The 23,933-nt window shown below is 71.3% G+C and carries 30 protein-coding genes; 20 read left to right on the top strand and 10 right to left on the bottom strand.

Annotation, left to right across the window (positions count from 1 at the left end; genetic code table 11):
- Positions 1–83: 83 nt before the first annotated feature.
- A complete protein-coding gene (gene aroC, locus ACX9MN_RS11345; protein WP_042675260.1) occupies positions 84–1,184 on the top strand; it encodes a chorismate synthase in 1,101 nt (366 codons plus the stop codon).
- 32 nt (positions 1,185–1,216) lie between these two features.
- Positions 1,217–2,293 carry a 3,4-dihydroxy-2-butanone-4-phosphate synthase gene (gene ribB / locus ACX9MN_RS11350; protein WP_489725223.1) on the top strand — a complete coding sequence of 359 codons (1,077 nt, stop codon included), beginning with the start codon at positions 1,217–1,219 and terminating at the stop codon, positions 2,291–2,293.
- Positions 2,294–2,313: 20 nt separating this feature from the next.
- Here the strand turns inward: ribB and ACX9MN_RS11355 are convergent, their stop codons facing one another.
- A complete protein-coding gene (locus ACX9MN_RS11355) occupies positions 2,314–2,931 on the bottom strand; it encodes a LysE family translocator (protein ID WP_489724443.1) in 618 nt (205 codons plus the stop codon).
- A 132-nt stretch (positions 2,932–3,063) separates the two neighbouring features.
- Positions 3,064–3,993, bottom strand: a complete 930-nt coding sequence (locus ACX9MN_RS11360) for a histone deacetylase family protein (RefSeq protein ID WP_020092052.1) — start codon at positions 3,991–3,993, stop codon at positions 3,064–3,066.
- Between the two features lie 191 nt (positions 3,994–4,184).
- On the opposite strand from ACX9MN_RS11360, the gene ACX9MN_RS11365 reads away from it, so the two are divergent.
- The 9 genes from ACX9MN_RS11365 (at position 4,185) to ACX9MN_RS11405 (ending at position 10,736) form a co-directional block, all read left to right on the top strand.
- Positions 4,185–4,763, top strand: a complete 579-nt coding sequence (locus tag ACX9MN_RS11365; RefSeq protein ID WP_020092053.1) for a L,D-transpeptidase — start codon at positions 4,185–4,187, stop codon at positions 4,761–4,763.
- 162 nt (positions 4,764–4,925) lie between these two features.
- Positions 4,926–5,366, top strand: coding sequence for a hypothetical protein (locus ACX9MN_RS11370; protein WP_489724444.1), 441 nt, complete (start codon positions 4,926–4,928; stop codon positions 5,364–5,366).
- A 100-nt stretch (positions 5,367–5,466) separates the two neighbouring features.
- On the top strand, positions 5,467–7,470 hold the full coding sequence (locus ACX9MN_RS11375; protein WP_020092055.1) for an acetyl-CoA carboxylase biotin carboxylase subunit: 2,004 nt from the start codon (positions 5,467–5,469) through the stop codon (positions 7,468–7,470).
- Positions 7,471–7,653: 183 nt separating this feature from the next.
- Positions 7,654–7,776 carry a hypothetical protein gene (locus ACX9MN_RS11380; RefSeq protein ID WP_273564484.1) on the top strand — a complete coding sequence of 41 codons (123 nt, stop codon included), beginning with the start codon at positions 7,654–7,656 and terminating at the stop codon, positions 7,774–7,776.
- Positions 7,777–7,793: 17 nt separating this feature from the next.
- Entirely contained in the window at positions 7,794–8,225 is a 432-nt protein-coding gene (locus tag ACX9MN_RS11385) for a gamma-glutamylcyclotransferase family protein (RefSeq protein WP_091676826.1), read from the top strand.
- A 146-nt stretch (positions 8,226–8,371) separates the two neighbouring features.
- A complete protein-coding gene (locus ACX9MN_RS11390) occupies positions 8,372–9,220 on the top strand; it encodes a formate/nitrite transporter family protein (protein ID WP_020092058.1) in 849 nt (282 codons plus the stop codon).
- A 55-nt stretch (positions 9,221–9,275) separates the two neighbouring features.
- A complete protein-coding gene (locus tag ACX9MN_RS11395) occupies positions 9,276–9,560 on the top strand; it encodes an acylphosphatase (protein ID WP_489724445.1) in 285 nt (94 codons plus the stop codon).
- A 79-nt stretch (positions 9,561–9,639) separates the two neighbouring features.
- Positions 9,640–10,413, top strand: coding sequence for a DUF599 domain-containing protein (locus tag ACX9MN_RS11400; protein WP_020092060.1), 774 nt, complete (start codon positions 9,640–9,642; stop codon positions 10,411–10,413).
- Entirely contained in the window at positions 10,410–10,736 is a 327-nt protein-coding gene (locus ACX9MN_RS11405) for a DUF3253 domain-containing protein (RefSeq protein ID WP_489724446.1), read from the top strand. Before ACX9MN_RS11400 ends, ACX9MN_RS11405 begins: the two co-directional genes overlap by 4 nt.
- Here ACX9MN_RS11405 and ACX9MN_RS11410 read toward each other — a convergent pair.
- The 5 genes from ACX9MN_RS11410 to epmA all read right to left on the bottom strand — a co-directional run bounded on the left by ACX9MN_RS11410 (position 10,655) and on the right by epmA (position 14,980).
- The gene (locus ACX9MN_RS11410; RefSeq protein ID WP_489724447.1) at positions 10,655–11,500 is read right to left on the bottom strand and encodes a YdcF family protein; all 846 of its coding nucleotides are present in this window, start codon (positions 11,498–11,500) and stop codon (positions 10,655–10,657) included. The two genes, ACX9MN_RS11405 and ACX9MN_RS11410, sit on opposite strands and share 82 nt — an antisense overlap.
- A 5-nt stretch (positions 11,501–11,505) precedes the next feature.
- Complete coding sequence (locus ACX9MN_RS11415) at positions 11,506–12,156, bottom strand: RraA family protein (protein ID WP_020092063.1); 651 nt, start codon at positions 12,154–12,156, stop codon at positions 11,506–11,508.
- A gap of 100 nt (positions 12,157–12,256) precedes the next feature.
- Positions 12,257–12,868 (bottom strand): glutathione S-transferase family protein, encoded by a 612-nt coding sequence (locus ACX9MN_RS11420; RefSeq protein WP_042675274.1) that lies wholly within the window; start codon positions 12,866–12,868, stop codon positions 12,257–12,259.
- Between the two features lie 16 nt (positions 12,869–12,884).
- Entirely contained in the window at positions 12,885–13,928 is a 1,044-nt protein-coding gene (locus ACX9MN_RS11425) for a lysine-2,3-aminomutase-like protein (protein WP_489724448.1), read from the bottom strand.
- A complete protein-coding gene (gene epmA / locus ACX9MN_RS11430) occupies positions 13,925–14,980 on the bottom strand; it encodes an EF-P lysine aminoacylase EpmA (protein ID WP_489724449.1) in 1,056 nt (351 codons plus the stop codon). The genes ACX9MN_RS11425 and epmA overlap by 4 nt, the downstream gene beginning before the upstream one ends.
- Before the next feature lie 191 nt (positions 14,981–15,171).
- On the opposite strand from epmA, the gene efp reads away from it, so the two are divergent.
- Positions 15,172–15,795 carry an elongation factor P gene (gene efp, locus ACX9MN_RS11435; protein ID WP_199778764.1) on the top strand — a complete coding sequence of 208 codons (624 nt, stop codon included), beginning with the start codon at positions 15,172–15,174 and terminating at the stop codon, positions 15,793–15,795.
- A 45-nt stretch (positions 15,796–15,840) separates the two neighbouring features.
- Here efp and ACX9MN_RS11440 read toward each other — a convergent pair whose 3' ends face one another.
- Positions 15,841–16,860, bottom strand: coding sequence for a heparan-alpha-glucosaminide N-acetyltransferase (locus tag ACX9MN_RS11440; protein WP_489724450.1), 1,020 nt, complete (start codon positions 16,858–16,860; stop codon positions 15,841–15,843).
- A gap of 353 nt (positions 16,861–17,213) precedes the next feature.
- On the opposite strand from ACX9MN_RS11440, the gene ACX9MN_RS11445 reads away from it, so the two are divergent.
- The 8 genes from ACX9MN_RS11445 (at position 17,214) to ACX9MN_RS11480 (ending at position 22,434) form a co-directional block, all read left to right on the top strand.
- A complete protein-coding gene (locus tag ACX9MN_RS11445) occupies positions 17,214–17,819 on the top strand; it encodes a cold-shock protein (protein WP_489724451.1) in 606 nt (201 codons plus the stop codon).
- 150 nt (positions 17,820–17,969) lie between these two features.
- Positions 17,970–18,464 carry a DUF192 domain-containing protein gene (locus ACX9MN_RS11450; RefSeq protein WP_100251254.1) on the top strand — a complete coding sequence of 165 codons (495 nt, stop codon included), beginning with the start codon at positions 17,970–17,972 and terminating at the stop codon, positions 18,462–18,464.
- Between the two features lie 121 nt (positions 18,465–18,585).
- Complete coding sequence (locus tag ACX9MN_RS11455; protein ID WP_020092071.1) at positions 18,586–18,990, top strand: hypothetical protein; 405 nt, start codon at positions 18,586–18,588, stop codon at positions 18,988–18,990.
- An 80-nt stretch (positions 18,991–19,070) separates the two neighbouring features.
- Positions 19,071–19,943: a dienelactone hydrolase family protein gene (locus ACX9MN_RS11460; RefSeq protein ID WP_091676803.1), complete on the top strand. Its 873-nt coding sequence runs from the start codon at positions 19,071–19,073 to the stop codon at positions 19,941–19,943.
- A 190-nt stretch (positions 19,944–20,133) separates the two neighbouring features.
- Entirely contained in the window at positions 20,134–20,589 is a 456-nt protein-coding gene (locus ACX9MN_RS11465) for a response regulator (protein WP_042675510.1), read from the top strand.
- 78 nt (positions 20,590–20,667) lie between these two features.
- A complete protein-coding gene (locus ACX9MN_RS11470) occupies positions 20,668–20,868 on the top strand; it encodes a hypothetical protein (RefSeq protein WP_020092074.1) in 201 nt (66 codons plus the stop codon).
- 115 nt (positions 20,869–20,983) lie between these two features.
- Entirely contained in the window at positions 20,984–22,159 is a 1,176-nt protein-coding gene (locus ACX9MN_RS11475; RefSeq protein WP_489724452.1) for an alpha/beta hydrolase, read from the top strand.
- A gap of 74 nt (positions 22,160–22,233) precedes the next feature.
- Positions 22,234–22,434 carry a hypothetical protein gene (locus tag ACX9MN_RS11480; RefSeq protein WP_489724453.1) on the top strand — a complete coding sequence of 67 codons (201 nt, stop codon included), beginning with the start codon at positions 22,234–22,236 and terminating at the stop codon, positions 22,432–22,434.
- Between the two features lie 3 nt (positions 22,435–22,437).
- Here ACX9MN_RS11480 and ACX9MN_RS11485 read toward each other — a convergent pair whose 3' ends face one another.
- The gene (locus ACX9MN_RS11485) at positions 22,438–23,394 is read right to left on the bottom strand and encodes a YncE family protein (RefSeq protein ID WP_489724454.1); all 957 of its coding nucleotides are present in this window, start codon (positions 23,392–23,394) and stop codon (positions 22,438–22,440) included.
- Positions 23,391–23,924 carry an SRPBCC family protein gene (locus ACX9MN_RS11490; protein WP_020092078.1) on the bottom strand — a complete coding sequence of 178 codons (534 nt, stop codon included), beginning with the start codon at positions 23,922–23,924 and terminating at the stop codon, positions 23,391–23,393. The genes ACX9MN_RS11485 and ACX9MN_RS11490 overlap by 4 nt, the downstream gene beginning before the upstream one ends.
- Positions 23,925–23,933: the final 9 nt, after the last annotated feature.

Raw genomic sequence — 23,933 nt, forward strand, 5'->3', positions numbered from 1 at the left:
CGTCGCCGCGCGCGGGCCTGCCCGGCCGCCCTGCACGGGCCGCGTTTGTGCCCCCGCCGCTCCCGCGCTAAGGCAGCCGCGCCATGTCGCACAACACCTTCGGCCACCTGTTCCGCGTCACGACCTTCGGCGAGAGCCACGGGATCGCGCTCGGCTGCGTCGTCGACGGCTGCCCGCCCGGCCTGCCCCTGGAGGCCGAGGAGATCCAGGCCGAGCTGGATCGCCGGAAGCCCGGCCAGTCGCGCTTCACGACGCAGCGCCGCGAGCCCGATCAGGTCAAGATCCTGTCCGGCGTCTTCGCGGACGACCGCACCGGCGGCCGCCAGCTCACCACCGGCACCCCGATCGCGCTGATGATCGAGAACACGGATCAGCGCTCGAAGGACTACTCGGAGATCCGCGACAGCTACCGCCCCGGCCACGCCGACTACACCTACGACGTGAAGTACGGCATCCGCGACTACCGCGGCGGCGGCCGGTCCTCGGCGCGCGAGACCGCCGCGCGGGTCGCGGCCGGCGCGGTGGCGCGCAAGGTCATCCAGGGCGTGACCATTCGGGCGGCCCTCGTGCAGATGGGCCCGCACGCCATCGACCGGTCCCGCTGGGACTGGGACGCGGTCGGCAAAAACCCGTTCTTCTGCCCCGATGCCGAGACGGCGTCCTTCTACGAGACCTATCTCGACGGACTCCGGAAGGACGGCTCGTCGGTCGGCGCCGTCATCGAGGTCGTCGCCGAGGGCGTGCCGCCCGGTCTCGGCGCACCGGTCTACGGCAAGCTGGACGCGGACCTGGCCGCCGCGATGATGTCGATCAACGCCGTGAAGGGCGTCGAGATCGGCGACGGGTTCGCGGCGGCGGCCCTGCGCGGCGAGGACAACGCGGACGAGATGCGGGCCGGCAACGGCGGCCGGCCGCGCTTCCTGGCGAACCACGCGGGCGGCATCCTGGGCGGCATCTCCAACGGCGAGCCGGTCGTGGTGCGGTTCGCCGTGAAGCCGACCTCCTCGATCCTGACCCCGCGCCGCTCCGTCACCCGCGACGGCGGCGAGGTCGATCTCGTCACCAAGGGCCGGCACGATCCCTGTGTCGGCATCCGCGCCGTGCCGGTCGCGGAGGCCATGATGGCCTGCGTGCTGGCCGATCACTATCTGCGCCATCGCGGACAGGTCGGATCCCAGCCTTGATCCGGGTCCGTCCCAACGATTCGAGAATGCCCGTGCCCCACTGCACCGTCACAGAGGCCATCGCGGCCTTCGCCCGCGGCGAGATCGTGGTCGTCACCGACGACGACGACCGCGAGAACGAGGGCGACCTCGTCGTCGCCGCCTCGCTCTGCACGCCGGAGAAGATGGCGTTCATCATCCGCAACACCTGCGGCATCGTCTGCGCGCCGATCACCCAGAGCGAGGCGCAGCGCCTGCACCTCGCCCCGATGGTCGCGTCGAACGACGCACCGCTGGGCACGGCCTTCACGGTCACGGTCGACGTCAAGCACGGGCTGACGACCGGCATCTCGGCGGAGCAGCGCTGCAACACCGTGCGGGCGCTGGCCAACGGCAACATGGGCGCCGGCGACTTCGTGCGGCCCGGCCACGTCTTCCCGCTGATCGCCCGCGACGGCGGCGTACTCATGCGCTCGGGCCACACCGAGGCCGCCGTCGACCTGTGCCGCCTCGCCGAGCTGCCGCCCGTGGGCGTGATCTGCGAGCTCGCCAACGACGACGGCACCGTCATGAAGGGGCCGCAGATCGAGACCTTCGCCGAGAAGCACGGCCTCAAGCAGGTCTCGGTGGCTGACCTGATCGCCTATCGGCAGGCCCGCGATCGTCTGGTGGAGCGGGTCGGACACTTCCCGGTGCGCTCGAACCACGGCGACCTGAACGCTTACGTCTTCTCGACGCCCTTCGAGTCGATCCAGCAATTCGCGTTCGTGATGGGCGAGATCGGCGACGGCCGCGACGTGCTGGTGCGCCTGCACCGCTCCAACGTCGCTGCCGACGTGATCGGCGGCGGCAAGCAGATCGACGCCGTGCTCAAGCGCTTCGCGGCGGCCGGGCGCGGCGTGCTGGTCTATCTCCGGGACGGCACCGCGGGTGTCCCGGTCAAGAGCGTCACCGACGAGGGTACGGAGGCGCTCCGGGCGCGGCAGTGGCGCGAGGTCGGGCTCGGCGCCCAGATCCTGCGCGATCTCGGCGTGGTCTCGATCCGCAACCTCGCCACCTCGTCCCGCTCCTATGTCGGCCTCTCGGGCTTCGGTATCGAGCTCCTGGGCGACGAGCCCCTGGAGGGCTGAGGCCCGGAAGAGCGCACCGGTCAGGCGCGGCGCAGGACGGTCCAGACCGCCGCGCCGGCCATGATCGCCGCGGCGCCGCGGTTCAGCCGCGCGCGAAAGGCCGGCCGCCGGAGAGACTCGCGCGCCCGCGCCGCCAGCGCCGCGTAGGGCGTCATCACGGCGAAGAGGATCGCGGCCGTGATGACGACGAGGCTGACGCAATCCGCCGCCGTCACGCCCCGCAGATCGACGAGCGTTGGCAGGATCGCGAGGTAGAAGACGATCGTCTTCGGATTGCCCAAGGTGATGGTCAGCCCGGCGACGAAGCTGGTCCACGGCCGGTCCCGCGATTCCCCCTCGACCCGGGCTGCGGCTCCGGCCGCGCGCCAGAGCCGGAACGCCAGGTAGGCCAGGTAGAGCGCCGCGCCGTAGCGGACGACGACGAAGACCGCCCCGAGCGCCTCCGCGATCAGCGACAGGCTGAAGATCGCGGCGGCGAGATAGGTCAGGTCGCCGAGGATCAGGCCGAGCGAGAAGGCCATCGCGGCGCCGAAACCGGCGCCCAGGGCCCGGGCGACGAGGGCGACGACGCCGGGCCCGGGGATCGCGGCAGCGACCCCGAGGGCCAGCGCGTAGGTCAGGAAGCCCGCGAGCGTCATCGAGCGGTGCCCGCGGCCGGGACGGGAATGCTCCGCAGGGGTGGGCGCAGACGGTTCCGTGGCGGCATGGCGGCGATCTCCTCCGAGACGCCGATTATCGCGTGCCGCCGGACGACCGCAACGCAGCCGCCGTCAGCGGCCCATCAGCGCGTCGACGTGGGCGGCCACCGACTTGCCGAGGCCCTCGAGGCTGTAGCCGCCCTCGAGGATCGAGACGACCCGGCCGCCCGCGCAGCGCTCGGCCAGGTCCATCAGGCGGCGGGTCGCCCAGCCGAAATCCTCGGCCTCCAGCCGCAGGTTGGCGAGCGGGTCCAGCCGGTGCGCGTCGAAGCCGGCGGAGATCACGATCACGTCCGGGCGGAACGCCTCCAGGCGGGAGAGGATGCCGGTCTCGAACGCCTCGCGGAACACCTCGCCGTCGTCGTTCGGCCGCAGCGGCACGTTGACGATCGTATCCTTCTCGCCCCGCTCGGACGGCGATCCGGTTCCCGGGTAGAGCGGCATCTGGTGGGTCGAGCAGTAGAGCACAGAGGCGTCGTTCCAGAAGATGTCCTGGCTGCCGTTGCCGTGGTGGACGTCCCAGTCCACGAGCGCCACCCGCTCGGCGCCGTGCTTCTTCCGGGCGTGCAGCGCCGCGATGGCGGCGTGGTTGAACAGGCAGAAGCCCATCGCGCGGGTCCGCTCCGCGTGGTGGCCGGGCGGGCGCATGGCCACGAAGGCGTTGCGGCACTCGCCGCCGACGACGGCGTCGACGGCATGCATCCCGCCACCCACGGCCCGCAGCGTCGCCTCGAGGCTGCCCGCCGACAGGATCGTGTCGGAATCGATGCCGACCATCCCGTGTTCGGGCACCGCCGCCACCAGCGCGTCCACGTACTCGCGCGGGTGCGCGAGGGTGACGGCCTCGATCTCGCCCCGGGGCGCGGTGGCCCGCACGAGGCCCGCGAAGCGCTCGTCCTCCAGGGCCCGCTCCACCGCGCGCATCCGGGCCGGTCGCTCCGGATGCCCCTCGGGGACCTCGTGATCGAAGCTGGCGGGATGGCTCACGTAGAGGGTGGTCACGAGGGTCGCTCCCGGGATGCTCGCCTGTCGCGCACCGGCAACAGGAGCCGGCAATGTGCCACGGGCCCAACGCGCGGACTACGGCGGGGTGCCGTTGCCCCCTTATGGTTGCGTGATTCTTCCACGGGACGGACCCGGATCGGCGATCCGCGCGCCCCGTCCGCGGTCGCGACGACCTTCGAGGCGGGGATATGCGCATCATCTCGGGACTCGGCTGCGCCCTGCTGCTGGCGGGCTGCACCTTCAAGGGCGTGCCCGATCCGGCGCTCTCGGCCCGCGACGCCGAGTACATGGCCCTGGTGCCCGAGGCCGAGTTCGATCCGCACTTCGCCCGCTACGAGATCGCCGACCCGACCCGGGAAGCGCCCGGCACGATCGTCGTCGAAACCAAGGAGCGCCAGCTCTACCTCGTCCTGCCGAACGGCCGGGCGATGCGCTACGGCGTGTCGGTGGGCGACGAGGCGTATGGCTGGACCGGCACGGCCCGGATCGACCGCAAGGCGGAGTGGCCGGCCTGGAACCCGCCGGCCGAGATGATCCGGCGCTGGCCGCACGTCCACGCCATGCAGGGCGGCCCGATGAACCCGCTCGGCGCCCGCGCCCTGTACCTGTCGGATCGCGGTCGGGACACGCTCTACCGGATCCACGGCACGAACGAGCCCGAGAAGATCGGCCAGGCGGTCTCCTCGGGCTGCATCCGGATGCGCAACATCGACGTGGTCGACCTCTACAACCGGGTGCCCGTGGGAGCCACGGTCATCGTCCGGTAACGCAACCGGTCAACGTCCCAATAAGCCTGCTTGCTCGGGGGGTGTTTACCTGAACTTCCGTTCAGATCTCGCCATTAACCTCTGGAAGGGGAGCGGTCCCGTAAGTTGAAGACACACAGGGACTAGAGCCGACCGCAACAAAGGTCGGGGAGGCAGGCGATCATGACCACCATTTCCGTTCAACAGTTCTGCAACCATGCTGTCTCGGCCGGCACGATCAGCGACGAGGACCTGTTCGTCCTGAAGCGCGAGGTTCTCCCGGACGGCCTCATGAACCGCGAGGAGGCCGACCTCCTGATCGCCCTCGAGCGGGCGGTGATCGGTTCCGACGCCTTCGCCGACTTCCTGGTCGCCTCGGTCGTCGACTTCGCCGTGTGGGGCTCGCGCCCGACCGGCTACATCGACCGCGACGTCGCCGCGTGGCTCGCCGCCTCGCTCAGCGGCCGCGACGGCCCGAGCGCGGTGGGTGCCCGGATCGCCATGGAAGTCGTCCGCGAGGCCGAGAGCAGCGCCGAATCACTGGTGGCCTTCGCCCTCGAGGCCAACCGTCGCGCCCGCGACACGGTCCAGGCCCCGCGCATGACCTTCGCCCTGGCCGCCTGAGCCTCAGACCAAGGCGCAGCTTCCGTCCGCGGCGCAACTGATCTATCGGGACAGTCAAGCCGGTGCGCAATCCGGCGATCTCGAAAGCAGTGCGCCAGCGATGTTCGACAAGATCCTGATTGCCAACCGGGGTGAGATCGCCTGCCGGGTGATCAAGACGGCCCGAAGGATGGGCATCAAGACCGTAGCGGTCTACTCGGATGCCGATCGCGACGCCGTGCACGTCGCCATGGCCGACGAGGCCGTGCATATCGGGCCCGCTGCCGCCTCCGAATCGTACCTCGTGATCGAGAAGATCGTCGAGGCCTGCAAGAAGACCGGCGCCCAGGCCGTCCATCCGGGATACGGCTTCCTCTCCGAGCGCGAGGCCTTCCCGAAGGCGCTCGAGGCCGCCGGCATCGTGTTCATCGGCCCCAACCCGGGGGCCATCGCCGCCATGGGCGACAAGATCGAGTCGAAGAAGGCGGCCGCCGCCGCCGAGGTCTCGACGGTTCCGGGCTTCCTCGGCGTGATCGAATCACCCGAACACGCCAGGAAGATCGCCGACGAGATCGGTTACCCGGTGATGATCAAGGCCTCCGCGGGCGGCGGCGGCAAGGGGATGCGCATCGCCTACTCGGGCGAGGAAGTGGCGGAGGGCTTCGCCCGCGCCAAGTCGGAGGCGGCCTCCTCCTTCGGCGACGACCGCGTCTTCATCGAGAAGTTCATCACCGACCCGCGCCACATCGAGATCCAGCTGATCGGCGACAAGCACGGCAACGTCGTCTACCTCGGCGAGCGCGAGTGCTCGATCCAGCGCCGTAACCAGAAAGTGATCGAGGAGGCGCCGTCGCCGCTCCTCGACAAGAAGACCCGCCGTAAGATGGGCGAGCAGGCCGTCGCGCTCGCCAAGGCGGTGAACTACGATTCGGCCGGCACGGTCGAGTTCGTCGCTGGGCAGGACAAGTCCTTCTACTTCCTGGAGATGAACACCCGTCTGCAGGTCGAGCATCCGGTCACCGAGATGATCACCGGCCTCGACCTCGTCGAGCTGATGATCCGCGTCGCGGCCGGCGAGAAGCTGCCGATCACCCAGGACGACGTGAAGCTGAACGGCTGGGCGGTCGAGAGCCGCGTCTACGCCGAGGACCCGACCCGCAACTTCCTGCCCTCGATCGGTCGGCTGACCACCTACCGTCCGCCGGAGGAGGGCCAGCAGGGCACGGCGATCATCCGCAACGATACCGGCGTGGAGGAGGGCGGCGAGATCGCCATCCACTACGACCCGATGATCGCCAAGCTGGTCTCCTGGGCGCCCACCCGGGCCGAGGCGATCGCCGCGCAGGGCGAGGCCCTCGACGCCTTCGCCATCGACGGCATCCGCCACAACATCCCGTTCCTCTCGGCGCTGATGGCCCATCCGCGCTGGCAGGAGGGTCGGCTGTCCACAGGCTTCATCGCCGAGGAATTCCCCGAGGGTTTCACGGCTCCGGAGCCCGCCGGCCCGGTGGCGATCCGCATGATGGCGGCGGCGGCGGCGATCGACCACAAGCTCAACCAGCGCAAGCGCGGCATCTCCGGGCAGATGCGCGCGCCCGGCCTCTTCGCCTTCGAGCGTGAGCGCGTGGTGATCCTGGCGGGTCAATCCTTCCCGGTGACGGTCGAGCCGGAGGGCGAGGACATCCTCGTCACCCGCGACGACGGCACGGCGCTCACGGTGGCGAGCGCCTGGCGCCCGGGCGAGCCGGTCTGGATCGGCACGATTGGCTCGGAGCGCGTGGCGATCCAGGTGCGCAGCCTGCTCAACGGCGTGTTCCTGCAGCACGCCGGCGCGGCCGCCGAGGCCCGGGTCTACACCCGCCGCGAGGCGGAGCTCGCCGCCCTGATGCCGGTGAAGGAGCAGGCCGGCTCGGGCAAGCAGGTGCTCTGCCCGATGCCCGGCCTCGTGAAGCAGATCCTCGTCACCGAGGGCCAGGAGGTGAAGAACGGCGAGCCGATCGCGGTCGTCGAGGCCATGAAGATGGAGAACGTCCTCCGCGCCGAGCGCGACGCGACGGTGGGGAAGATCCACGCCAAGGAGGGCGACAGTCTCGCGGTCGACGCGGTGATCCTGGAATTCGCCTGATCGCGGGGCACGCGTCGCGCTCGCGGCCGTCATCGGCTTCGTCACGCCGATGACGGCCGCGAGCTTCGGTGTGCCGAGTGCACCGGCGCTGCGCGTCGAGAACGCGATCTTCACGCTCGTTCGGCTTGGGACCGGCTGCGCACTACATTACGGCGCGAGGCGTGCCCTCCGGAGCCTGAAGCCGTGAACTACGACTGGATCTTCGTAACGTTCGGCATTCCGGCGATCACGTTGGCGATCGCCTACGCGGCCGTGCGCGCGAACGAGCGGGCCGCGCGGCGCCTCGATCCTCCCGCGGGCGAGTAGGCTCTCACAGCTCCGGCATGCCCCTCTATTTCGCCTACGGCGCCAACATGGATGCCGCCGCGATGGCGCTGCGCTGCCCGGTTTCGCGGCTGATCGGCGGCGGACATCTGCCGAACCACCGCTTCATCATCATGCGCGAGGGCTACGCGTCCGTCGTGCCCGATCGAAGGCGCACCGTCTGGGGCGTCCTGTGGGAACTCGCTCCCGACGACATCCCGGCCCTCGACCGCTACGAGGGCGTCGCCGGGGGGCTCTACACCAAGGCGGCGCTGCCGGTCCGCACCGGGGAGGGCGTCAAGCGCGCCCTGATCTATCGCGGATGCTCGACGGCGCCCGGGCGTCCGAGGCCCGGGTACCTGGAGGCGGTCGTCGCGGCGGCGCGCGCGGCGCAGCTGCCGCCCGCCTATCTTCGGGAACTCGGCACCTGGGCCCGCGGCCTGCCCGCCTGAGCGTCGCGCAGTTGGTACGCGACATGCTTGCCCACGAGCGAGCTGGAGGGCGAGCGGCAGCACCGCGCCCGTCCGGCCATCCGTGATTGCGCGGCGCGCCCGTCGGTCAACGACGATCGGCGTGCGTTCGCGAGGGAGAGTTGTGCATGTCGTATCTGGCGCCCGCCGATTTCGTGAAGAAGGCCGTCGATGCCGGTGAGGCGAAGGTCTTCATGGCTACCAAGGACACGTTCATCCGAGCCTACATGGCCGGCGCGATCCTGGCGCTCGCCGCCGCCTTCGCGGTGAGCGTCAACCAGGCGACCGGCCAGCCGCTGGTCGCGGCGCTGCTGTTCCCGGTCGGCTTCTCGATGCTTTACCTGCTCGGCTACGACCTGTTCACCGGCGTCTGCGTGCTCACGCCGCTCGCCCTCATCGACAAGCGCCCCGGCGTCACCGTGGCCGGCGTCGCCCGCAACTGGGTGCTGGTCTTCTTCGGCAACTTCGCGGGCGCCCTGACCACCGCGGTGATGATGTCGATCGTCTTCACCTTCGGCTTCGCCACCGAGCCGAACGCCGTCGGCAAGCTCATCGCCGGGATCGGCGAGGCGCGCACCCTCGGCTACGAGAAGTACGGCGCCTCGGGGATGCTGACGCTCTTCGTCCGCGCCATGCTGTGCAACTGGATGGTCTCGACCGGCGTCATCGGCGCCATGCTGTCGACCTCGGTGCCCGGCAAGGTCATCGCGATGTGGATGCCGATCACGGTGTTCTTCTTCATGACCTTCGAGCACTCGGTGGTGAACATGTTCCTGTTCCCGTCGGCGATCCTCATGGGCGGCCACCTGACGGTGATGGACTACCTGCTCTGGAACGAGATCCCGACGCTGATCGGGAACATCGTGGGCGGCATCGCCTTCACGGGCCTGATGCTCTACTCCACGCATGTCCGCACCGGCGCGACGCGGACCCCGGCCCTCGGCGCCGGCATGCGTCGCCCGATCGCGGCCGAGTGAGGCCATCCCGGCCCGCGCCGCCGGCGCGGGCCCTTCCAGGCGAGACCGCGCCCGCATGAGCGAGACCCGGACGATCTCCGTCATCGTCACCGGTCGCGTCCAGGGCGTGTCCTACCGGGCCTGGACGCAGTCCGAGGCCCGCGCCCGCGGCCTCTCCGGCTCCGTGCGCAACCGCGACGACGGCACGGTCGAGGCGGTCTTCAGCGGCGCGACGGAGGCCGTGGCGGAGATGGCGGCCCTGTGCCGGTCGGGTCCGCCGGGTGCGCGCGTGACCGACGTGGCCGCGCGGGACGGCGGCGACGTGCCGCGCGACGGCGAATTCCGGATCCTGCGCGACTGAGATCGCCGCCGCGGGTTCAGCGCGCGCCCGCGGACTGGTATGGCGGACGGCCCCTTCGCGTATCCGCCATCCGGAGACCATGACCGACCTGTCCGCCGGCAGCGCCGCCTTCTCGCATCTCGATCTCGCGGCGCTGCTCTACTTCGTCCTCGCCTGGATCGCCTACGGCCTGTCCGTCGGCCGGCTGCGCGGCAGGATGGTCTCCCTCAGCCAGATCATGAACGGCCACCGGGCCAACTGGGCGCGCCAGGTCATCGGCCGCGACAACCGGGTGGTCGACACGCAGATCAACGCGTCGCTGCAGAACGGCACGGCCTTCTTCGCCTCGACCTCGCTCATCGCGCTGGGTTCCGTCCTGACCCTGTCGCGCTCCGGGGACGACGTCCTGAACCTGTTCGCCACGCTGCCCTTCGGGACGGTGGCCAATCGCCTAACCTGGGAGCTGAAGGTCGCCGGCCTCGCGCTGATCTTCGTCTACGCGTTCTTCAAGTTCGCCTGGGCCTACAGGCTGTTCAATTACACGGCGATCCTGCTGGGCGCCGTGCCGCACAAGGGGTCCGGCACGAGCGACGTCGAGATGCTGCGGGCGGTGCGGCGGCTCGCGGCCATGAACGTCAGCGCCGGGCGGCACTTCGCCCGCGGTCAGCGCGCGTTCTTCTTCGCACTGGCCTATCTCGGCTGGTTCATCAGCCCCTACGTGCTGTTCGTCTCGACGACGGCCGTCGTGATTATCATGTGGCGCCGCCAGTTTGCCTCGGAGATCCGCAAGGCGCTCCTCGAAGCCGGAGAGGGGCCCCACGAGGGACCGCTCGAGGCGCCGCTCCTGTCGCCCGCCGAAGAGGCCCGCACATGACCGACCCACGACCCGACGACGCCGCGATCGAGACGGCGATGCTGCGCCTCGTGGCCGAGCGCGGCGCCGACAAGACCGTCTGCCCCTCGGAGGTAGCCCGCGCCCTCGGCGGCCCGCACCCGGACGGCTGGGGCCCGCTGATGCAGCCTGTGCGCCGGGTCGCGGTGCGGCTCGCCCATGCCGAGCGGATCGCGATCCTGCGGAAGGGGAAGCCCGTCGACCCGGACGATTTCCGCGGGATCTACCGCCTGTCGCTGCCGGCCTCCGATGCGGCCTCGGAAGCCCCCCTGGAATCCGGTCCCGGCAGCCAGTCCGGCGTGTAGCCGGACAGGCGATAGGCGACGAGGCCGATCCACTCCTTCACGGCCAAGTCGAACTGGAGCAGCCCGTCCGACGCGAAGCCGTGGAAATGCGCGACGTCGCCCCAGCCGCGGGTCCGGTAATCCACCGGGAAGGCGTCCACCGCGAATCCGGCCTGGCGGAAGCAGCCGACCGCCCGGGGCATGTGCCAGGCCGAGGTCACGAGCAGCCAGCGCTCGCCGGGCTTCGGCTGCACCAGGGCCGCCGAGAAGGCGGCGTTCTCGTGGGTGTTGCGCGAGCGGTTCTCCAGGATGAGACGCGTCCGCGGCACGCCGATCACGTCCGCCTGCCGGCTCACGATGTCGGCTTCGGCCATGCCGCCCGCGATGAAGCCGCTGCCGCCGGAGAAGACCAGCCGCGCCGCCGGGTATCGCCGGGCGAGGTCGGCGAGATAGATCGGCCGCTCGCCGGCATCGTTGACGACGATCTGGCGACGCGCCTCCGAGAGGCCCGTCTCGATGCCGCCGCCCAGCACGATGATCCCGGCCGGGGCCGGCCCGTCTTCCGGATAGGCGGGGAAGCGCTGCTCGAGGGGGATCAGGGCCACGTCCGACAGGGGCGCCAGCCCGGCCGCGCCGAGCAGCAGGGTGCCGAGCAGCGCCAAGCCGAGGCCGGTCCTCCGCCACCGCGTCACCGCCGCGACGGCGATCCCGAGCAGGATCGCGAAGATGCAGAAGTTCGACGGGGTGATCAGGAAGAAGATCACCTTCGAGACGGGGAAGAACACGGTGCTCAGGCCGGCTTCGTCTCGGCCTCGAACCGGGCGAGCGCCGCGGCGTCCGGCGGAAGGAGACTCGCGAGGTCGGCGCCGCGCTCGACCTCGCGCTGGATCCAGAGATCGAGGCGCTGCTGCTCGACGGCCTCCAGGGCGACCCGCTCGGCGAGCGCCGCCGGCACGGCGACGAGGCCGCTCGAGTCGCCGACCAGGATATCGCCGGGATGGATGGCGGCGCCGCCGCAGGCGACGCGCTCCTGCGTGCCGACCAGGGCCAGGGCCCCTGTGGCCGCGGCCGGCCGGCACCAGGCGGGGAGGCCGATCTCCTCGGGCAGGGCCGCGTCGGTGATCAGACCGACGGCGCCGCGCTGGGCGAGGCGTGCCGCCAGGATCGCTCCGAATGGCAGGGCGAGGGCGGAGGCCGCGGCATCGATCACGACCACAGCGCCTTCGGGGACGGCATCGATGGCCGCGGCGAGATCGCCCGCGGCGTCGTCGCGGGCCGGGATCATCCGCATCGTGTAGGCGGGCCCGACCACGGTTCCGCTCCCCCGCGCCGAGAGCCCGTGCGGCGTGCAGGCCTTCACCCCGGCCCGCGCCAGGGCGCGGGCGAGGCTCGCCGGTGTCACGGCGGAGAGCGCGTCGCGCAGGGTCGGGTCGATCGCCATCGGGGGCTCCGTGAAAGGCCGGTCCCGGTCCGGGCGGCGCGGTCGGGGAAAGTGGATCGCGCGGGCGTGCCGGCAAGGCTCCGGGCGCCCGCGGCGGCCGTCAGGCGATGGGCTCGCCGAGCGCCCGGGCGGCGCCGGGCCGGGCGGCGATCCGGTCGTACCAGCGCCGCAGCGCCGGGCGCTCGATCCGCTCGGCCGGAAGGTTCAGCCAGCGATGCGCCGCGCAGCCGAGGGCGATGTCGGCGATGCCGAAGCTGTCGCCGACCGCGTAGGTCCGGTCCGCGAGATGGCGGTCGAGGATCTCCGCCATGGCCTCGCTCTTCTTCAGCGATGCGGCGATCAGGCCGCGGTCCGGATCGGCCGCGCGGTAGAGCTGCCAGAAGGCGTCGCGCATGGCCGGCGTGAAGCTCGTGGCCTGCCAGTCGAGCCACTGCTCCGCGTGGGCGCGCGCCCGGGGGTCAGCCGGCAGGGCCAGGGCCGGGCTCACCGCCGCCAGGTAGCGGAGGATCGCGTTGGATTCCCACAGGACGAAGCCGTCCTCCTCCAAGGTCGGGACGAGGCCGTTCGGGTTCATCGCGCGGTAGCCGGGGTCGTCGACGACCCCGTGGGCGCCGCCGGCCTCGACCCGCTCATACGGCAGGCCCGTCTCGTCGAGTCCCCACACCGCCTTCTGCACGTTCACCGAGGTGAGGCGGCCCCAAAGCCTGCGCATAATCGAAGAGTCTCCGTCACGCCTTCGGCGGGTAGGCGTGGTCCTGCCCGCCCGGATCGGTCACGCGCACCCCGTCGGGGGTGTCGTGCAGGTAGCCCGGTCCGATCGGCACCTTGCCGTGGCCGCCGGGAATGTCGAGCACGTAGGTCGGCTGGGCGAGGCCGGAGAGGCGGCCGCGCAGGGCGCGCATCAGCGCCTGCCCCTCGGGCACGTCCGTGCGCAGGTGAGCCGTCCCGGGGGCCAGGTCGCCGTGGTGGAGATAGTACGGTTTGATCCGGTTCTCGACGAGGACCCGCATCAGCGCCTCGAGGGTCGCGGCCTCGTCGTTGACGCCGCGCAGGAGCACCGACTGGCTGACCAGGGGAATGCCGGCATCGACCAAGCGGGCGCAGGCGGCGCTGGCGGCGGCGGTGAATTCCCGCGGATGGTTGGCGTGGACGGCGACGAAGACCGCGCGCCCGAACCGCTTGAGCGCTTCGACGAGGGCGTCGGAGACGAGATCGGGCTTCACCACGGGCACGCGCGTGTGGACCCGCATGACCCGGACATGGGGGATGGCGGCGAGGCGCTCCGCGATGGCGCCGAGGCGGCGCGGCGAGAGCGCGAACGGGTCGCCGCCGGTGAGCACCACCTCCCAGATCCGCGCATCCTGCGCGATGTAGGCGAGGGCGGCGTCGAGTTCGGCGTCGGTGAGGGTCCCGAGCCCGTCGGGTCCGACCATCTCCCGGCGGAAGCAGAAGCGGCAGTAGACCGGGCAGATGTGGAGCGGCTTCAGCAGCACGCGGTCCGGGTAGCGGTGCACGATCCCCGTCACCGGGGCGTGGGCGGCGTCGCCGATCGGGTCGGCGCGCTCCTCCGGCGTCGCCACGGCTTCCGCGGCGCGGGGCACGAACTGGCGGCCGATCGGGTCGTCGGGGTCCTGCGGGTCGATCAGCTCGGCCATGTCGGGCGTCACCGAGACCGCGTAGCGCGCGAGGACGGCGCCGAGGGCCTCGGCCTCCGCCCCCGAGATCAGGCCGGCGGTGAGGAGGTCGTCCGCGCTGCGCAGGACCCGGTTCATGGCCGCGTCTCCGCCACGGGAGTCCAGATCACGTCCTCGACCCGGGTAGCCCCGCAGGCCAGCATCGCCAGGCGGTCGAAGCCCAGGGCAACTCCCGACGCCTCCGGCATGACGGCCAGCGCCGCGAGGAACTCGTCGTCGATCGGGTAGCGCTCGCCGTAGACCCGCTGCTTCTCGGCCATCTCGGCCTCGAACCGGCAGCGCTGCTCCGCCGGGTCGGTCAGCTCGCCGAACGCGTTGGCCAGCTCGACGCCGCAGGCGTAGAGCTCGAACCGCTCGGCCACCCGCGGGTCGTGCGGCGCCGGACGGGCGAGGGCGGCCTCGCTGATCGGGTACTCGCACAGGATGGTCGGGCGGCCGAAGCCGAGATGCGGCTCGATCCGCGCGACGAGAACGCGGGAGAACAGGTCGGCCCAGGTATCGTCCGGGGCGACCCGGAGGCCGGAGACCGCGACGGCGGCGGCCAGAGTCTCGCGGTCCGTCTCGCCGCCCGGCGCGACGCTCGCCAGAAGGTCAATCCCGGCGAAGCGGTCGAAGGCCTCGGCCAGGGTCAGGCGCTCCGGCTCGGCGAAGGGATCCGTCTCCCGGTCGCGGAAGGTGAAGCGGCGGGCGCCGGCGGTCTCGGCCGCGCCGGCGAGCAGGTCGGCGCAATCCGCCATCAGCGCCGTGTAGGGGTCGCCGGCGCGGTACCACTCGAGCATCGTGAATTCGGGATGGTGCAGCGGCCCGCGCTCGCGGTTGCGGAACACCCGGGCGACGCTGAACAGCCGCGTCTCGCCCGCGGCCAGGAGCTTCTTGCAGGCGAATTCCGGCGAGGTGTGCAGGTAGAGGGGCGTGCGGGCGCCGCTCGCACCGATGGCTTCCGTGGCGAAGGCCGACAGATGCGCCTCGTTGCCGGGCGAGACCTGCAGGCAGGCGGCATCGACCTCGACGAAGTCGCGGTCCGCGAACCACGCGCGGAACGCCGCGAGGACGCGGTTGCGCAGGAGCAGTGCCGGGCGCCGGTCGGCGTGGCGGCCGGCCTTCCACCACGGGGAGGCGGGTCCGCTCACGACCGGCTTCCTCGCCGGGGTGGGACCGGCCGGCTCCGACGGAGACGCGTCGCGTTCTGGAGCACTCTCATCCTCGGACCTGACTGGCTCCGGGCCGCGGAGACGCGCCGCGGCCGATGCCGGTTGCCATCGACGGTCCACGCCCGCCCGCTGGCAACCGCGGCGCAGATGCGATAGTGGCGGGGTCCGAGATGCAGCGCCCGCGCTTGGCGCGTGCCGGCCCCCATGTCAATGCAGGACGCAATTCCGTGAAGGTGATCGCCTCAACGCTCCGTAAGGGCAACGTCGTCGAGAAGGACGGCAAGCTCTACGTGATCCTGTTCGCCGAGAACATCCACCCCGGCAAGGGCACCCCGGTGACCCAGCTCGACATGCGCCGGATCACGGACGGCGTGAAGGTGTCCGAGCGCTACCGGACGACCGAGCAGGTCGAGCGCGCCTTCGTGGAGGATCGCGAGCACACCTTCCTCTACAGCGACGGCGAGGGGTTCCATTTCATGAACCCCGAGAACTACGAGCAGATCGCGGTGCCGCAGGACGTGGTCGGCGACGCCGCCCCGTATCTCCAGGAGGGCATGGCGGTGATGCTCTCCGTCCATAACGGCGTCCCGCTGACCATCGAGCTGCCCCAGCGCGTCACGCTCGAGGTCGCCGAGACCGAGCCGGTCCTGAAGGGCCAGACCGCCTCGTCGTCCTACAAGCCCGCGACCCTGTCGAACGGCGTGCGCACGACCGTGCCGCCCCACATCGCCGCCGGCACCCGCGTCGTCGTCATGACGGCCGACGGGTCCTACGTCGAGCGCGCCAAGGACTGATCCGGTCCGCGCCGGCGACCAACCCTGCGAGGTCGGTCGCCGCGTTCAGCGCGCGGATCGCGCGGCGGCCTCCAGGGTGGCGTAGCAGCCCTGCGAGATCGCCTGCGCGCGCAGGCGCTCCGTCCCGCTGAAGGGGCGGCCATCCTCCCGGAACAGGTCCTCGCGGAGCAGCGCCTCCGAGGTGCAGCGGGCCGCGATGCGGCAGAGCGGCGGCTCGCCGCCGGTGCGCGCGCAGATCGTCACGTAATCGGCGCGGAACGCCCGCAGCCCGGCACGCGGATTGGCGCCGACCACCGTGACGAGCCCGGTCAGCAGCGCCAGCAGCAGCGGCTGGTGGATGAGGTAGATCGCGAGGCTGTGCCGGCCCGCGAAGGTGGCGGCGCGGCCGAGCCGCGTGCGCGGCGCCCAGGCTCCCAGCCGCGACCGGGCGAGCCGCGGCAGGGCCAGACGACCCAGGACGATGCCGGCCAGCACAAGCCCGAACCAGGGGAAGAGCGGCACGTAGTCGTTCGTCCGCGGCAACACCGAGCCGAGGCCGAGGAAGAACAGGGCCGGCGCGTCGAGGACGGGCGCGTGCACCACGTGCGGCGCGGCGAGCACGGCCGCGGCCGCGACGGCGGTGACCGGGACCGGCAGGAACAGGAACGGCAGCCCGAGCAGGCTCGAGACGGCGATGCAGTGGAGCACGCCGAAGAACACGAAGGCGTCCGGGAACATGACCCAGGTGCCGAGGGTCACCAAGAGCGCCGCCCCGCCGATCCGCGCGAGCCGCAGCAGCGTCGGTCGAAGCCGGACCCCGCGCCCGTTCATCAGCACGAGGCCGATGCCGACCAGGACCAGGAAGGTGCCGGCGATCGCCTCGGCGGCGTGCCGCCCCGTCGGCGTCAGCGCGTAGTTCTCCGCGGTCAGCCGCAGGTGACCGAGATCCCAGAGCGTGTGGTAGCTCGCCATCGCCAGCAGGGCGGCCGCCCGCGCCGCGTCGACGACCGGCAGGCGGCGCCGCTGCGAGGCGGGCGCGACCGGGGAGGCGGCGACGGGACGGTCGAGGGTGACGTCAACGGACATGATGGTGCACCCAAACCATGTCGGGGCCGCCCTTTCCATCGCGCCGTGCGACGGACGCTCCGACCGAGCCCGAAGCGGGTGCGTCGGCTCTCGGAAACGTGAACACCGACGCGGCGTGCGCGGGAGTGCCGGGAGGGAGAGCCGGCATCCGGAAAACCCCTCGGCAGCCCCGACGCTTAAACGGCGGTTTCGCCCGAGCCTGCGACCGATCGACTGTTGCGGCCCCGCCTCCTTGCGCCAAGATTGCAACTTGGCGTCACTGTTCTGCCGGCCAAATGGGCTTCCCGGACATCAGGACTTCGTTAATCTTGCTGGGAGAGCGCGCGGCGTGATTCGGTGTAGGTTGCTCGGCCATGTCTGACGAACGCGGATCCGGGCCGGAGAACCCCGAGCGGGGGATTGTCGCCCGAACCGGCGAACTGGATCAGCACGAGGATGAGGCGCTCGACCTCGTCGAGGTGGCCGGCCGCATCAAGTGGTTCGACGTCTCCAAGGGTTTCGGGTTCATCGTGCCCGACGACGGCGCGCCCGACATCCTGCTTCACGTCACGTGCCTGCGGCGCGACGGCTACCAGGCGGCCAGCGAGGGCGCCCGCATCGTCGTGGAGGCCATCGAGCGGCCCCGCGGCTGGCAGGCCTTCCGGGTCATCTCCCTCGATCAGGCGACGGCGGTGCATCCCTCCGAGCTGCCGATGCCGCGCACGCACGTCACCGTGACGCCGACCAGCGGGCTCGAGACCGCCGTCGTGAAGTGGTTCAACCGCCTGCGCGGGTTCGGATTCCTGACCCGCGGCGACGGGACTCCGGACATCTTCGTGCATATGGAGACGCTGCGGCGCTACGGGATCGCCGAGCTGAAGCCCGGCGAGTCCGTCCTGGTGCGCTACGGCGACGGCTCGAAGGGCGTGATGGCGGCGGAGGTGCGGCTGATCGACGGGACGATGCCCGCGTCCCATTGAGGCCGCGTTTCCCCGGCCCGGCACACCCCGTCCTATCTCCTTGTCGAAGCTCGGAAAATCCGGAGCCGGATTCCCCTTCGGCATGTCCTAGTCTATCACCGGGCGACGGGCCTCACGGTCCGCGCGCCATCCCACGAGAGGCATGAGCCTGTGAGATCCCTCCTTCGCACCGCCCGGGCGGCCGCCATCGCCTGCCTCGCCCTGACCGCGATCGCCCCGGCGCCCGCCGTCGTGGCGCAGGCGGCCGCCCGGGCTGCCGCGACCAAGTCGGAGCCGCTGACGATCGTCACGAAGGCCGGGCCGAAGCGCTTCGACGTCGAGGTAATGCGCGACGACGCCGCCCGCGCCCGCGGCCTCATGTTCCGCCGGCACATGGCGGCCGACCACGGCATGCTGTTCGACTTCGAGCAGAACCAGCCCGTCACGATGTGGATGAAGAACACCTACCTGCCGCTCGACATGGTGTTCATCCGGCCCGACGGGACGATCAGCCGGATCGCCGCCGACACCGAGCCGCTCTCCACGGCGATCATCCCGTCGGGCGGCCCGGTCGTGGCGGTGCTCGAGCTGAACGCCGGCACCGCGGCGAAGCTCGGGATCGCCCCGGGCGACCGGATCGAGCACGCCATGTTCAAGGCCCGCTGAGGCGCGCCCGCGCGATTCGCGAACGCACCGGGAACAAGCGCCTTGACCACCGCCGATTTCCGCTCCAGTGTTCCGGCAATGTTCCGGTGCGCCGGAAGGCTGGTTCAGGGCGGAGGACCCGATGGGCGACGCGGCTGAGGTCGAACTGTTCGGCAACGACGACTGGTCGGTGCAGGCGGACGGAATCGAGCACCGCCAGACCGGCTACTTCATCGCCCGCTCCGCGCTCGCGACGCGCCGGGCGGAGGGCCTGTGGGACTGGCCGCTGCAGATGGCCGAGAAGCGCTGGTGCCGGCCGAGCCTGTTCCGCGAGGCGTTCCTCGCCGCTCTCGACCGGTTCGGCATCCCGCGGGACGCCGAGCTGATCCGCTCCTTCGCGCTGGGCTACGGCATCCGCGCCGTGATCTCGCCGGCCGCCGAGACCTTCGTGAGCCTGGGCGACATGCTGAAGCCCCGCGAGATCGCCGAGCCGGCGCGCGCCGCCAGCCCGCGGCCCGTCCGGGCCCTGGCGGCCGCCGGCGCCTGAGGGCCCGGCGACGGCGGCCGATTTGACCCGGGCGGCTGCCCGCGGATAGCCCTCAGCCTCGGAACGAGGGAGAGAGCATGATGGCGGATCACGACCGGGCCGGACTCGACGGGTTGATCACGCCGCCCCTGTCGCGACGGGGCTTCGTGATGACGAGCCTGATGAGCGGGCTGACGCTCGCGACCACCCGCGTCGAGGCCCAGGTGATTCACACCGACAGTGCAGGCATCGAGGCCGGCGAGGTGAAGATCCCGGCCGCGGACGGGCCGATGCCGGCCTACCGCGCGGTTCCGGAGGGCGCGGGCCCGTTCCCGATCATCCTGGTGATCGAGGAGATCTTCGGCGTCCACGACTACATCAAGGACATCTGCCGCAGGCTCGCGAAGGCCGGCTACTGCGCCGTGGCCCCCGAGCTCTACGCCCGCCAGGGCGACCTCTCGACCATGTCGGATCCGAAGCAGATCATCCGCGACGTCATCGCGAAGACGCCGGACGCGCAGTGGATCGGCGATCTCGACGCGACGGTGGCCTGGGCGGCCTCGGCGGCGAAAGGCGACCCGAACCGCCTCGGCGTCATGGGATGGTGCCGCGGCGGGCGCGCTACGTGGCTCTACGCGGCGCATCGTCGCGACCTGAAGGCGGCCGTCGCCTGGTACGGGCCGGTCGGTGGCGAGCGGACTGACATCCAGCCGCGCACCGCCGGCGACGTGGCGGCCGAGATCCACGCGCCGCTCCTCGCCCTCTACGGCGGGGCCGATACCGGCATCCCCGTAGCGGCGGTCGAGGAGGCGCGCGACCGCGCCAGGGCGGCCGGCAAGAGCGTCGAACTCGTGGTCTACCCGGACGCGCCGCACGGCTTCCACGCGGATTATCGTCCGAGCTACCGCCGCGAGGCGGCGGAGGACGGCTGGAAGCGCGCGCTGGCCTTCCTGAAATCGCACGGCGTCGGCTGAATAGTCGGCCCAGGACGCCCGATCGGGCGCGTTCCGGGGTGGCTGTGTTACCCAAGACACGGCCACAACTTCACAATCGTGCAAGGATCCAAGGAGGATCTGTGCCCGCGCGGGTCTGGCCCTTCGCGGCGCTCGGGCGTTGAACCGATCGAAGCGACCGTCGTTCAGCCCCTGTAGAGTGTCCTGGTCCATGAGCGATTCGGTACAGCCTGGCCAGAAGCCCGTGATCCTCGTCGTGGAGGACCAGCCCGACGAGCGCTTCCTCGCGGCCACGCTGCTGGAGGATACCGGCTTCACGGTGATCGAGGCCGAGACCGCCGATCGCGCCCTGGCGATCCTCAACGATCGCGCGGACGAGGTCAGTGTCGTGTTCTCGGACGTCCGCACGCCCGGACCGATCGGCGGCTTCGAGCTCGCGCGGATCATCGGCGTGACTTGGCCGCGCGTGCGGGTCCTGCTCACCTCGGGCGACGCGGGCGACCAGCCGAGCGACCTGCGCGTCTCGGCGACCTTCATCCCGAAGCCGTGGCGCGCCGAAGACATCCTCGCCTGGGTGGAGCAGGCGGCCGGGCGACCCTCGGCCGGGTCGGGACCGTCCGTTATCGGACCGGGCGGCAAAATAATCCCGTCCGGCTTGGAAACCTGAGGCGGCCGCACAGTTGTACGCCACTCCGGAGCGCGCCGCGCCCGGACTTCCGCAGTACAACCGATCCCCGACGCCGCCATGAAGATTGTCGCAACCAACCACGCCGATTCACTCCGACGCCCCGGTTCGCGGGATTCGGCGGAATCCGCCGTTCTCGACACGGTCCGGGAGGGGCTGCTCAGTGTCTACGGCACGGCGGATCGCGACCTGCCGGCGGAATTGGCGGCGCTGGCGCGGCAGCTCGACCGTCCGGGTCCCGCGGGCTGCGGCCCGACCTAGCTTCCGCCGCGGAACCTTGACAGGAGACTGCGCCAGCGGGTCGCCAAGACGAGAGAATCTGCTATTCAGCGCATTCTGACCTGCCGACGCAGTGCGTCTCTCAGTCGAGTCCCGGATGCGTCTCACAGTTCTTCGCGGATCGCTCACCGCCGCCGCGATCATGACCCTGGCCGGCCTCGCGTCCGTTCAGGCGGCGACCCCGCCGGCCCAGCCCGCCGACGGCGCGGGCGGTGTGGGTGACCGCAAGGCGACGGTGACCAAGCGGCTGCTCGGGCGCGGCACGGCCTCGACCTACGCGTTCTACGCCGCGGGCGCGGCCCCCGAGACGGGCCGGCCGGTCGCGATCGTCCTGCACGGGTGGGGCGCGGTCAATCCGCAGAGCTACGGCGGCTGGATCGATCATCTCGCCCGCCAGGGCTGGCTCATCTTGTATCCACGATTTCAGGAGGTGAACCGGACCCGCCCGGCCGACGCCCCGGCCGTCGCGGAATCCCTCGTCAAGGCGGCCCTCGCCGAGATCGCGACGGACGGCGAGGCGAAGCCCGACCTCGGCCGCGTCGCGATGATCGGCCACCTCGCCGGGGCTCCGCTCGCCATGGATCTGGCTGCCGCGGCCAAGGCCCAGGGCCTGCCGGTGCCGAAGCTGATCTTCGCGGTGATGCCTGGCGGCATCGCCAGCGGGCCGAAATCCCGCGGCATCGCCCTCAACGACCTGTCGGCGATCGATCCCGCGACGCTGATCGTGACCATGGTCGGCGACAAGGACACGCGGGCCGCCGATCTCGCGGCCAAGCGCCTCCTGCGCGAGGCGAGTGCCGTGCCGCTGGAGCGCAAGCTCTTCGTGCGGGCGCTGTCGGACGATCACGGCTTCCCGGCCCTGACGGCGACCCTGGCGGCCCCGGCCGGCGTGGACATGGCCTACGACGGCGGCGCCATCAAGCCGGGCCCTGAGCCGAAGGACGCGCCCAAGGACGCGACGAAGCCGCCGCCGTTCCGATGGTCCGCCGACATGGCGCTGTCCGGCGAGCAGCAGACCCTGGTCTCGCAGATCAACCTCGCCCGGGTCGACGCACTCGATTATCTCGGTTTCTGGAAGACCTTCGACCTCGCCGCCGCGGCGGCCTTCGCCGGATCGGACGCGACGGCGCTGAAGAACAATCCGCGCCTCGCCGACATGGAGCGCTGGAGCGACGGCTGGCCGGTGAAGCGGCTCGCCGTCGAGACGCCGCGGCCCACGCCGGCCGCGCAGGCCGGGACGCCGGCGCCGGCACCCGCCGGACGCAAGCGCTGAGGTCGGACGGCCCGGCAGCTTGGCCTTGGCGCGCGGCTTGCTAATCTCTCCCCGTTCGACACGGGAGGGAGATCATGCCCGAGTTCGTCGCCAGCCTGCTCGCCGCCGCGGCCTTCTGCCTGACGTTGCTCGCGCTGAACGCGCTGACACGGCTGCTGATCCAGGCGCATATCACCCCCTCGGATCTCGGCGAGACCGGCTTCCTGCAGGTCGGCGGTGCGCTCCTGATGGCCCGGGCGGCCTACCGGCGGGCGCCCCAGCGCCGACCGGGCTGACGCTCAGCGCAGGAACGCGCCGAACGAGCGTGGGCCGTTGCCCGTCGGGATGGTCGCCAGCACCTTGAGCGTCTTCGAATCGAGGACGCTCAGCGTGTTGTCGCCCCAGTTGGCGACGTAGAGGCGTCCGTCGGGATCCGCGGCGATCCCTTCCGGGTGGTCGCCGACATCGACGTCGGCGATCGGCTTGAGCGTGGCGAGGTCGAACGCCGTGACGCTGCCGGCATACTGGTCCGTCACGAAGCCGCGCCCGCCGGCGAGGGCGATGACGTAGGGCCGGCGGCCGGTCGGGATGCGGCCGATCTCGCGCCCTGTCTTCAGATCCAGCACCGAGACGTCGTCGCCGGTCACGTTGGCCGTGTAGGCGCGCCCCGCCGCGGCATCGAGCGTGATTCCGAACGGATGCTGCCCCACCGGGATGACCTTGGTCTCCCGCAGGGTCGCGGCGTCCACGACCGAGACCGTGTCGGCCTCGCGGTTGGCGACGTAGAGCGTCGCCCCGTCGGGGCTGACGGCGATCCCCGAGGGCGAAGCGCCGACCGCGATCTCGCCGTCCGGAACCAGGGTGCCGTCGCGCTCGGTCAGCACGAACAGGCGGTGCCCGTACCAGTCGGCCACGTAGACCGCGCCGCCCCGTGGGTCGGAAGCGACGCCGAGCGGGCCGCCGGGCAGCGGAACCTCGGACAGGACCTTGCCAGCGTCGAGGTCGAGGATCGCGAGGCCGTGCCCCTCCGGGCGCGTGACGTAGGCCCGCCGGCGATCGGGCGACAGGGCGATCCCGGCCGGGGCCCCGTCGACGGGGATGCGGCGCACCACCTTCCCGGCGGCCAGGTCGACGATCTCGACCGCGCCGCCGAGCTGGGCGGTGACGATGGCCTCCCGGGCCGGTTCGGCACGGGAGGCCGTCGCCACGAGGACGAGGCCGGCGGCGAGGGCCGCGCGGCCCCGTGCTGGGCTCACGAGCCCTTCTCGACCTTGGCCTTCAGGTTGGCGAGGCTCGCCTTGATCCAGTCGCCGACGCCCTTCTCGGAGGCCTCGTCGTTCAGATCCGGCGGCGGGTCGTTGTTCATGTAGCCGCGGTAGAACGCCGCCTTCCATTCGACCTTCGACTTGGCGTTGCCCTCGGGCTCGACCGTGATCGTCGCCGAGTAGTCGTTCGCCGGAAGATCCTTCACGTCGACCTTGTCGATGTAGTACGAGAACAGCTTGTCCTCCGGCTTGTACTTGTTGCTGGTCTCGGAGATCTGATTCCCGTTCTTGAGCGTCAGCACGCGCTTAAACTTGCCGGCCGGGTCGCCGTTGAGCTCCGTCTTGGTGACGTTCTGCATCCAGTCGGAATTCTTCAGGTCGCCGACCACGGCCCAGACCTTGTCGGCGGGGGCGTTGATCTCGATCGACTCGGTGATCTTGCGCCGGGTCGGGCCGTGGGCCTGCGCGGTCGCCGCCACCAGGGCCGCCGTGGCCGCCAGGGCCAGGGTGATTTTCTTCATCTTGTCCTT

The organism is Methylobacterium sp. 1A (genome assembly GCF_058072805.1).

Bases quoted from the DNA above. Each gene is read 5' to 3' on its own strand.
- aroC (WP_042675260.1), top strand. From the start codon at position 84: ATGTCGCACAACACCTTCGGCCACCTGTTCCGCGTCACGACCTTCGGC.
- ACX9MN_RS11355 (WP_489724443.1), bottom strand. From the start codon at position 2,931: ATGACGCTCGCGGGCTTCCTGACCTACGCGCTGGCCCTCGGGGTCGCT.
- ACX9MN_RS11365 (WP_020092053.1), top strand. From the start codon at position 4,185: ATGCGCATCATCTCGGGACTCGGCTGCGCCCTGCTGCTGGCGGGCTGC.
- ACX9MN_RS11370 (WP_489724444.1), top strand. From the start codon at position 4,926: ATGACCACCATTTCCGTTCAACAGTTCTGCAACCATGCTGTCTCGGCC.
- ACX9MN_RS11375 (WP_020092055.1), top strand. From the start codon at position 5,467: ATGTTCGACAAGATCCTGATTGCCAACCGGGGTGAGATCGCCTGCCGG.
- ACX9MN_RS11385 (WP_091676826.1), top strand. From the start codon at position 7,794: ATGCCCCTCTATTTCGCCTACGGCGCCAACATGGATGCCGCCGCGATG.
- ACX9MN_RS11390 (WP_020092058.1), top strand. From the start codon at position 8,372: ATGTCGTATCTGGCGCCCGCCGATTTCGTGAAGAAGGCCGTCGATGCC.
- ACX9MN_RS11395 (WP_489724445.1), top strand. From the start codon at position 9,276: ATGAGCGAGACCCGGACGATCTCCGTCATCGTCACCGGTCGCGTCCAG.
- ACX9MN_RS11400 (WP_020092060.1), top strand. From the start codon at position 9,640: ATGACCGACCTGTCCGCCGGCAGCGCCGCCTTCTCGCATCTCGATCTC.
- ACX9MN_RS11405 (WP_489724446.1), top strand. From the start codon at position 10,410: ATGACCGACCCACGACCCGACGACGCCGCGATCGAGACGGCGATGCTG.
- ACX9MN_RS11415 (WP_020092063.1), bottom strand. From the start codon at position 12,156: ATGGCGATCGACCCGACCCTGCGCGACGCGCTCTCCGCCGTGACACCG.
- ACX9MN_RS11420 (WP_042675274.1), bottom strand. From the start codon at position 12,868: ATGCGCAGGCTTTGGGGCCGCCTCACCTCGGTGAACGTGCAGAAGGCG.
- ACX9MN_RS11425 (WP_489724448.1), bottom strand. From the start codon at position 13,928: ATGAACCGGGTCCTGCGCAGCGCGGACGACCTCCTCACCGCCGGCCTG.
- efp (WP_199778764.1), top strand. From the start codon at position 15,172: ATGCAGCGCCCGCGCTTGGCGCGTGCCGGCCCCCATGTCAATGCAGGA.
- ACX9MN_RS11440 (WP_489724450.1), bottom strand. From the start codon at position 16,860: ATGTCCGTTGACGTCACCCTCGACCGTCCCGTCGCCGCCTCCCCGGTC.
- ACX9MN_RS11445 (WP_489724451.1), top strand. From the start codon at position 17,214: ATGTCTGACGAACGCGGATCCGGGCCGGAGAACCCCGAGCGGGGGATT.
- ACX9MN_RS11455 (WP_020092071.1), top strand. From the start codon at position 18,586: ATGGGCGACGCGGCTGAGGTCGAACTGTTCGGCAACGACGACTGGTCG.
- ACX9MN_RS11460 (WP_091676803.1), top strand. From the start codon at position 19,071: ATGGCGGATCACGACCGGGCCGGACTCGACGGGTTGATCACGCCGCCC.
- ACX9MN_RS11465 (WP_042675510.1), top strand. From the start codon at position 20,134: ATGAGCGATTCGGTACAGCCTGGCCAGAAGCCCGTGATCCTCGTCGTG.
- ACX9MN_RS11470 (WP_020092074.1), top strand. From the start codon at position 20,668: ATGAAGATTGTCGCAACCAACCACGCCGATTCACTCCGACGCCCCGGT.
- ACX9MN_RS11475 (WP_489724452.1), top strand. From the start codon at position 20,984: ATGCGTCTCACAGTTCTTCGCGGATCGCTCACCGCCGCCGCGATCATG.
- ACX9MN_RS11480 (WP_489724453.1), top strand. From the start codon at position 22,234: ATGCCCGAGTTCGTCGCCAGCCTGCTCGCCGCCGCGGCCTTCTGCCTG.
- ACX9MN_RS11490 (WP_020092078.1), bottom strand. From the start codon at position 23,924: ATGAAGAAAATCACCCTGGCCCTGGCGGCCACGGCGGCCCTGGTGGCG.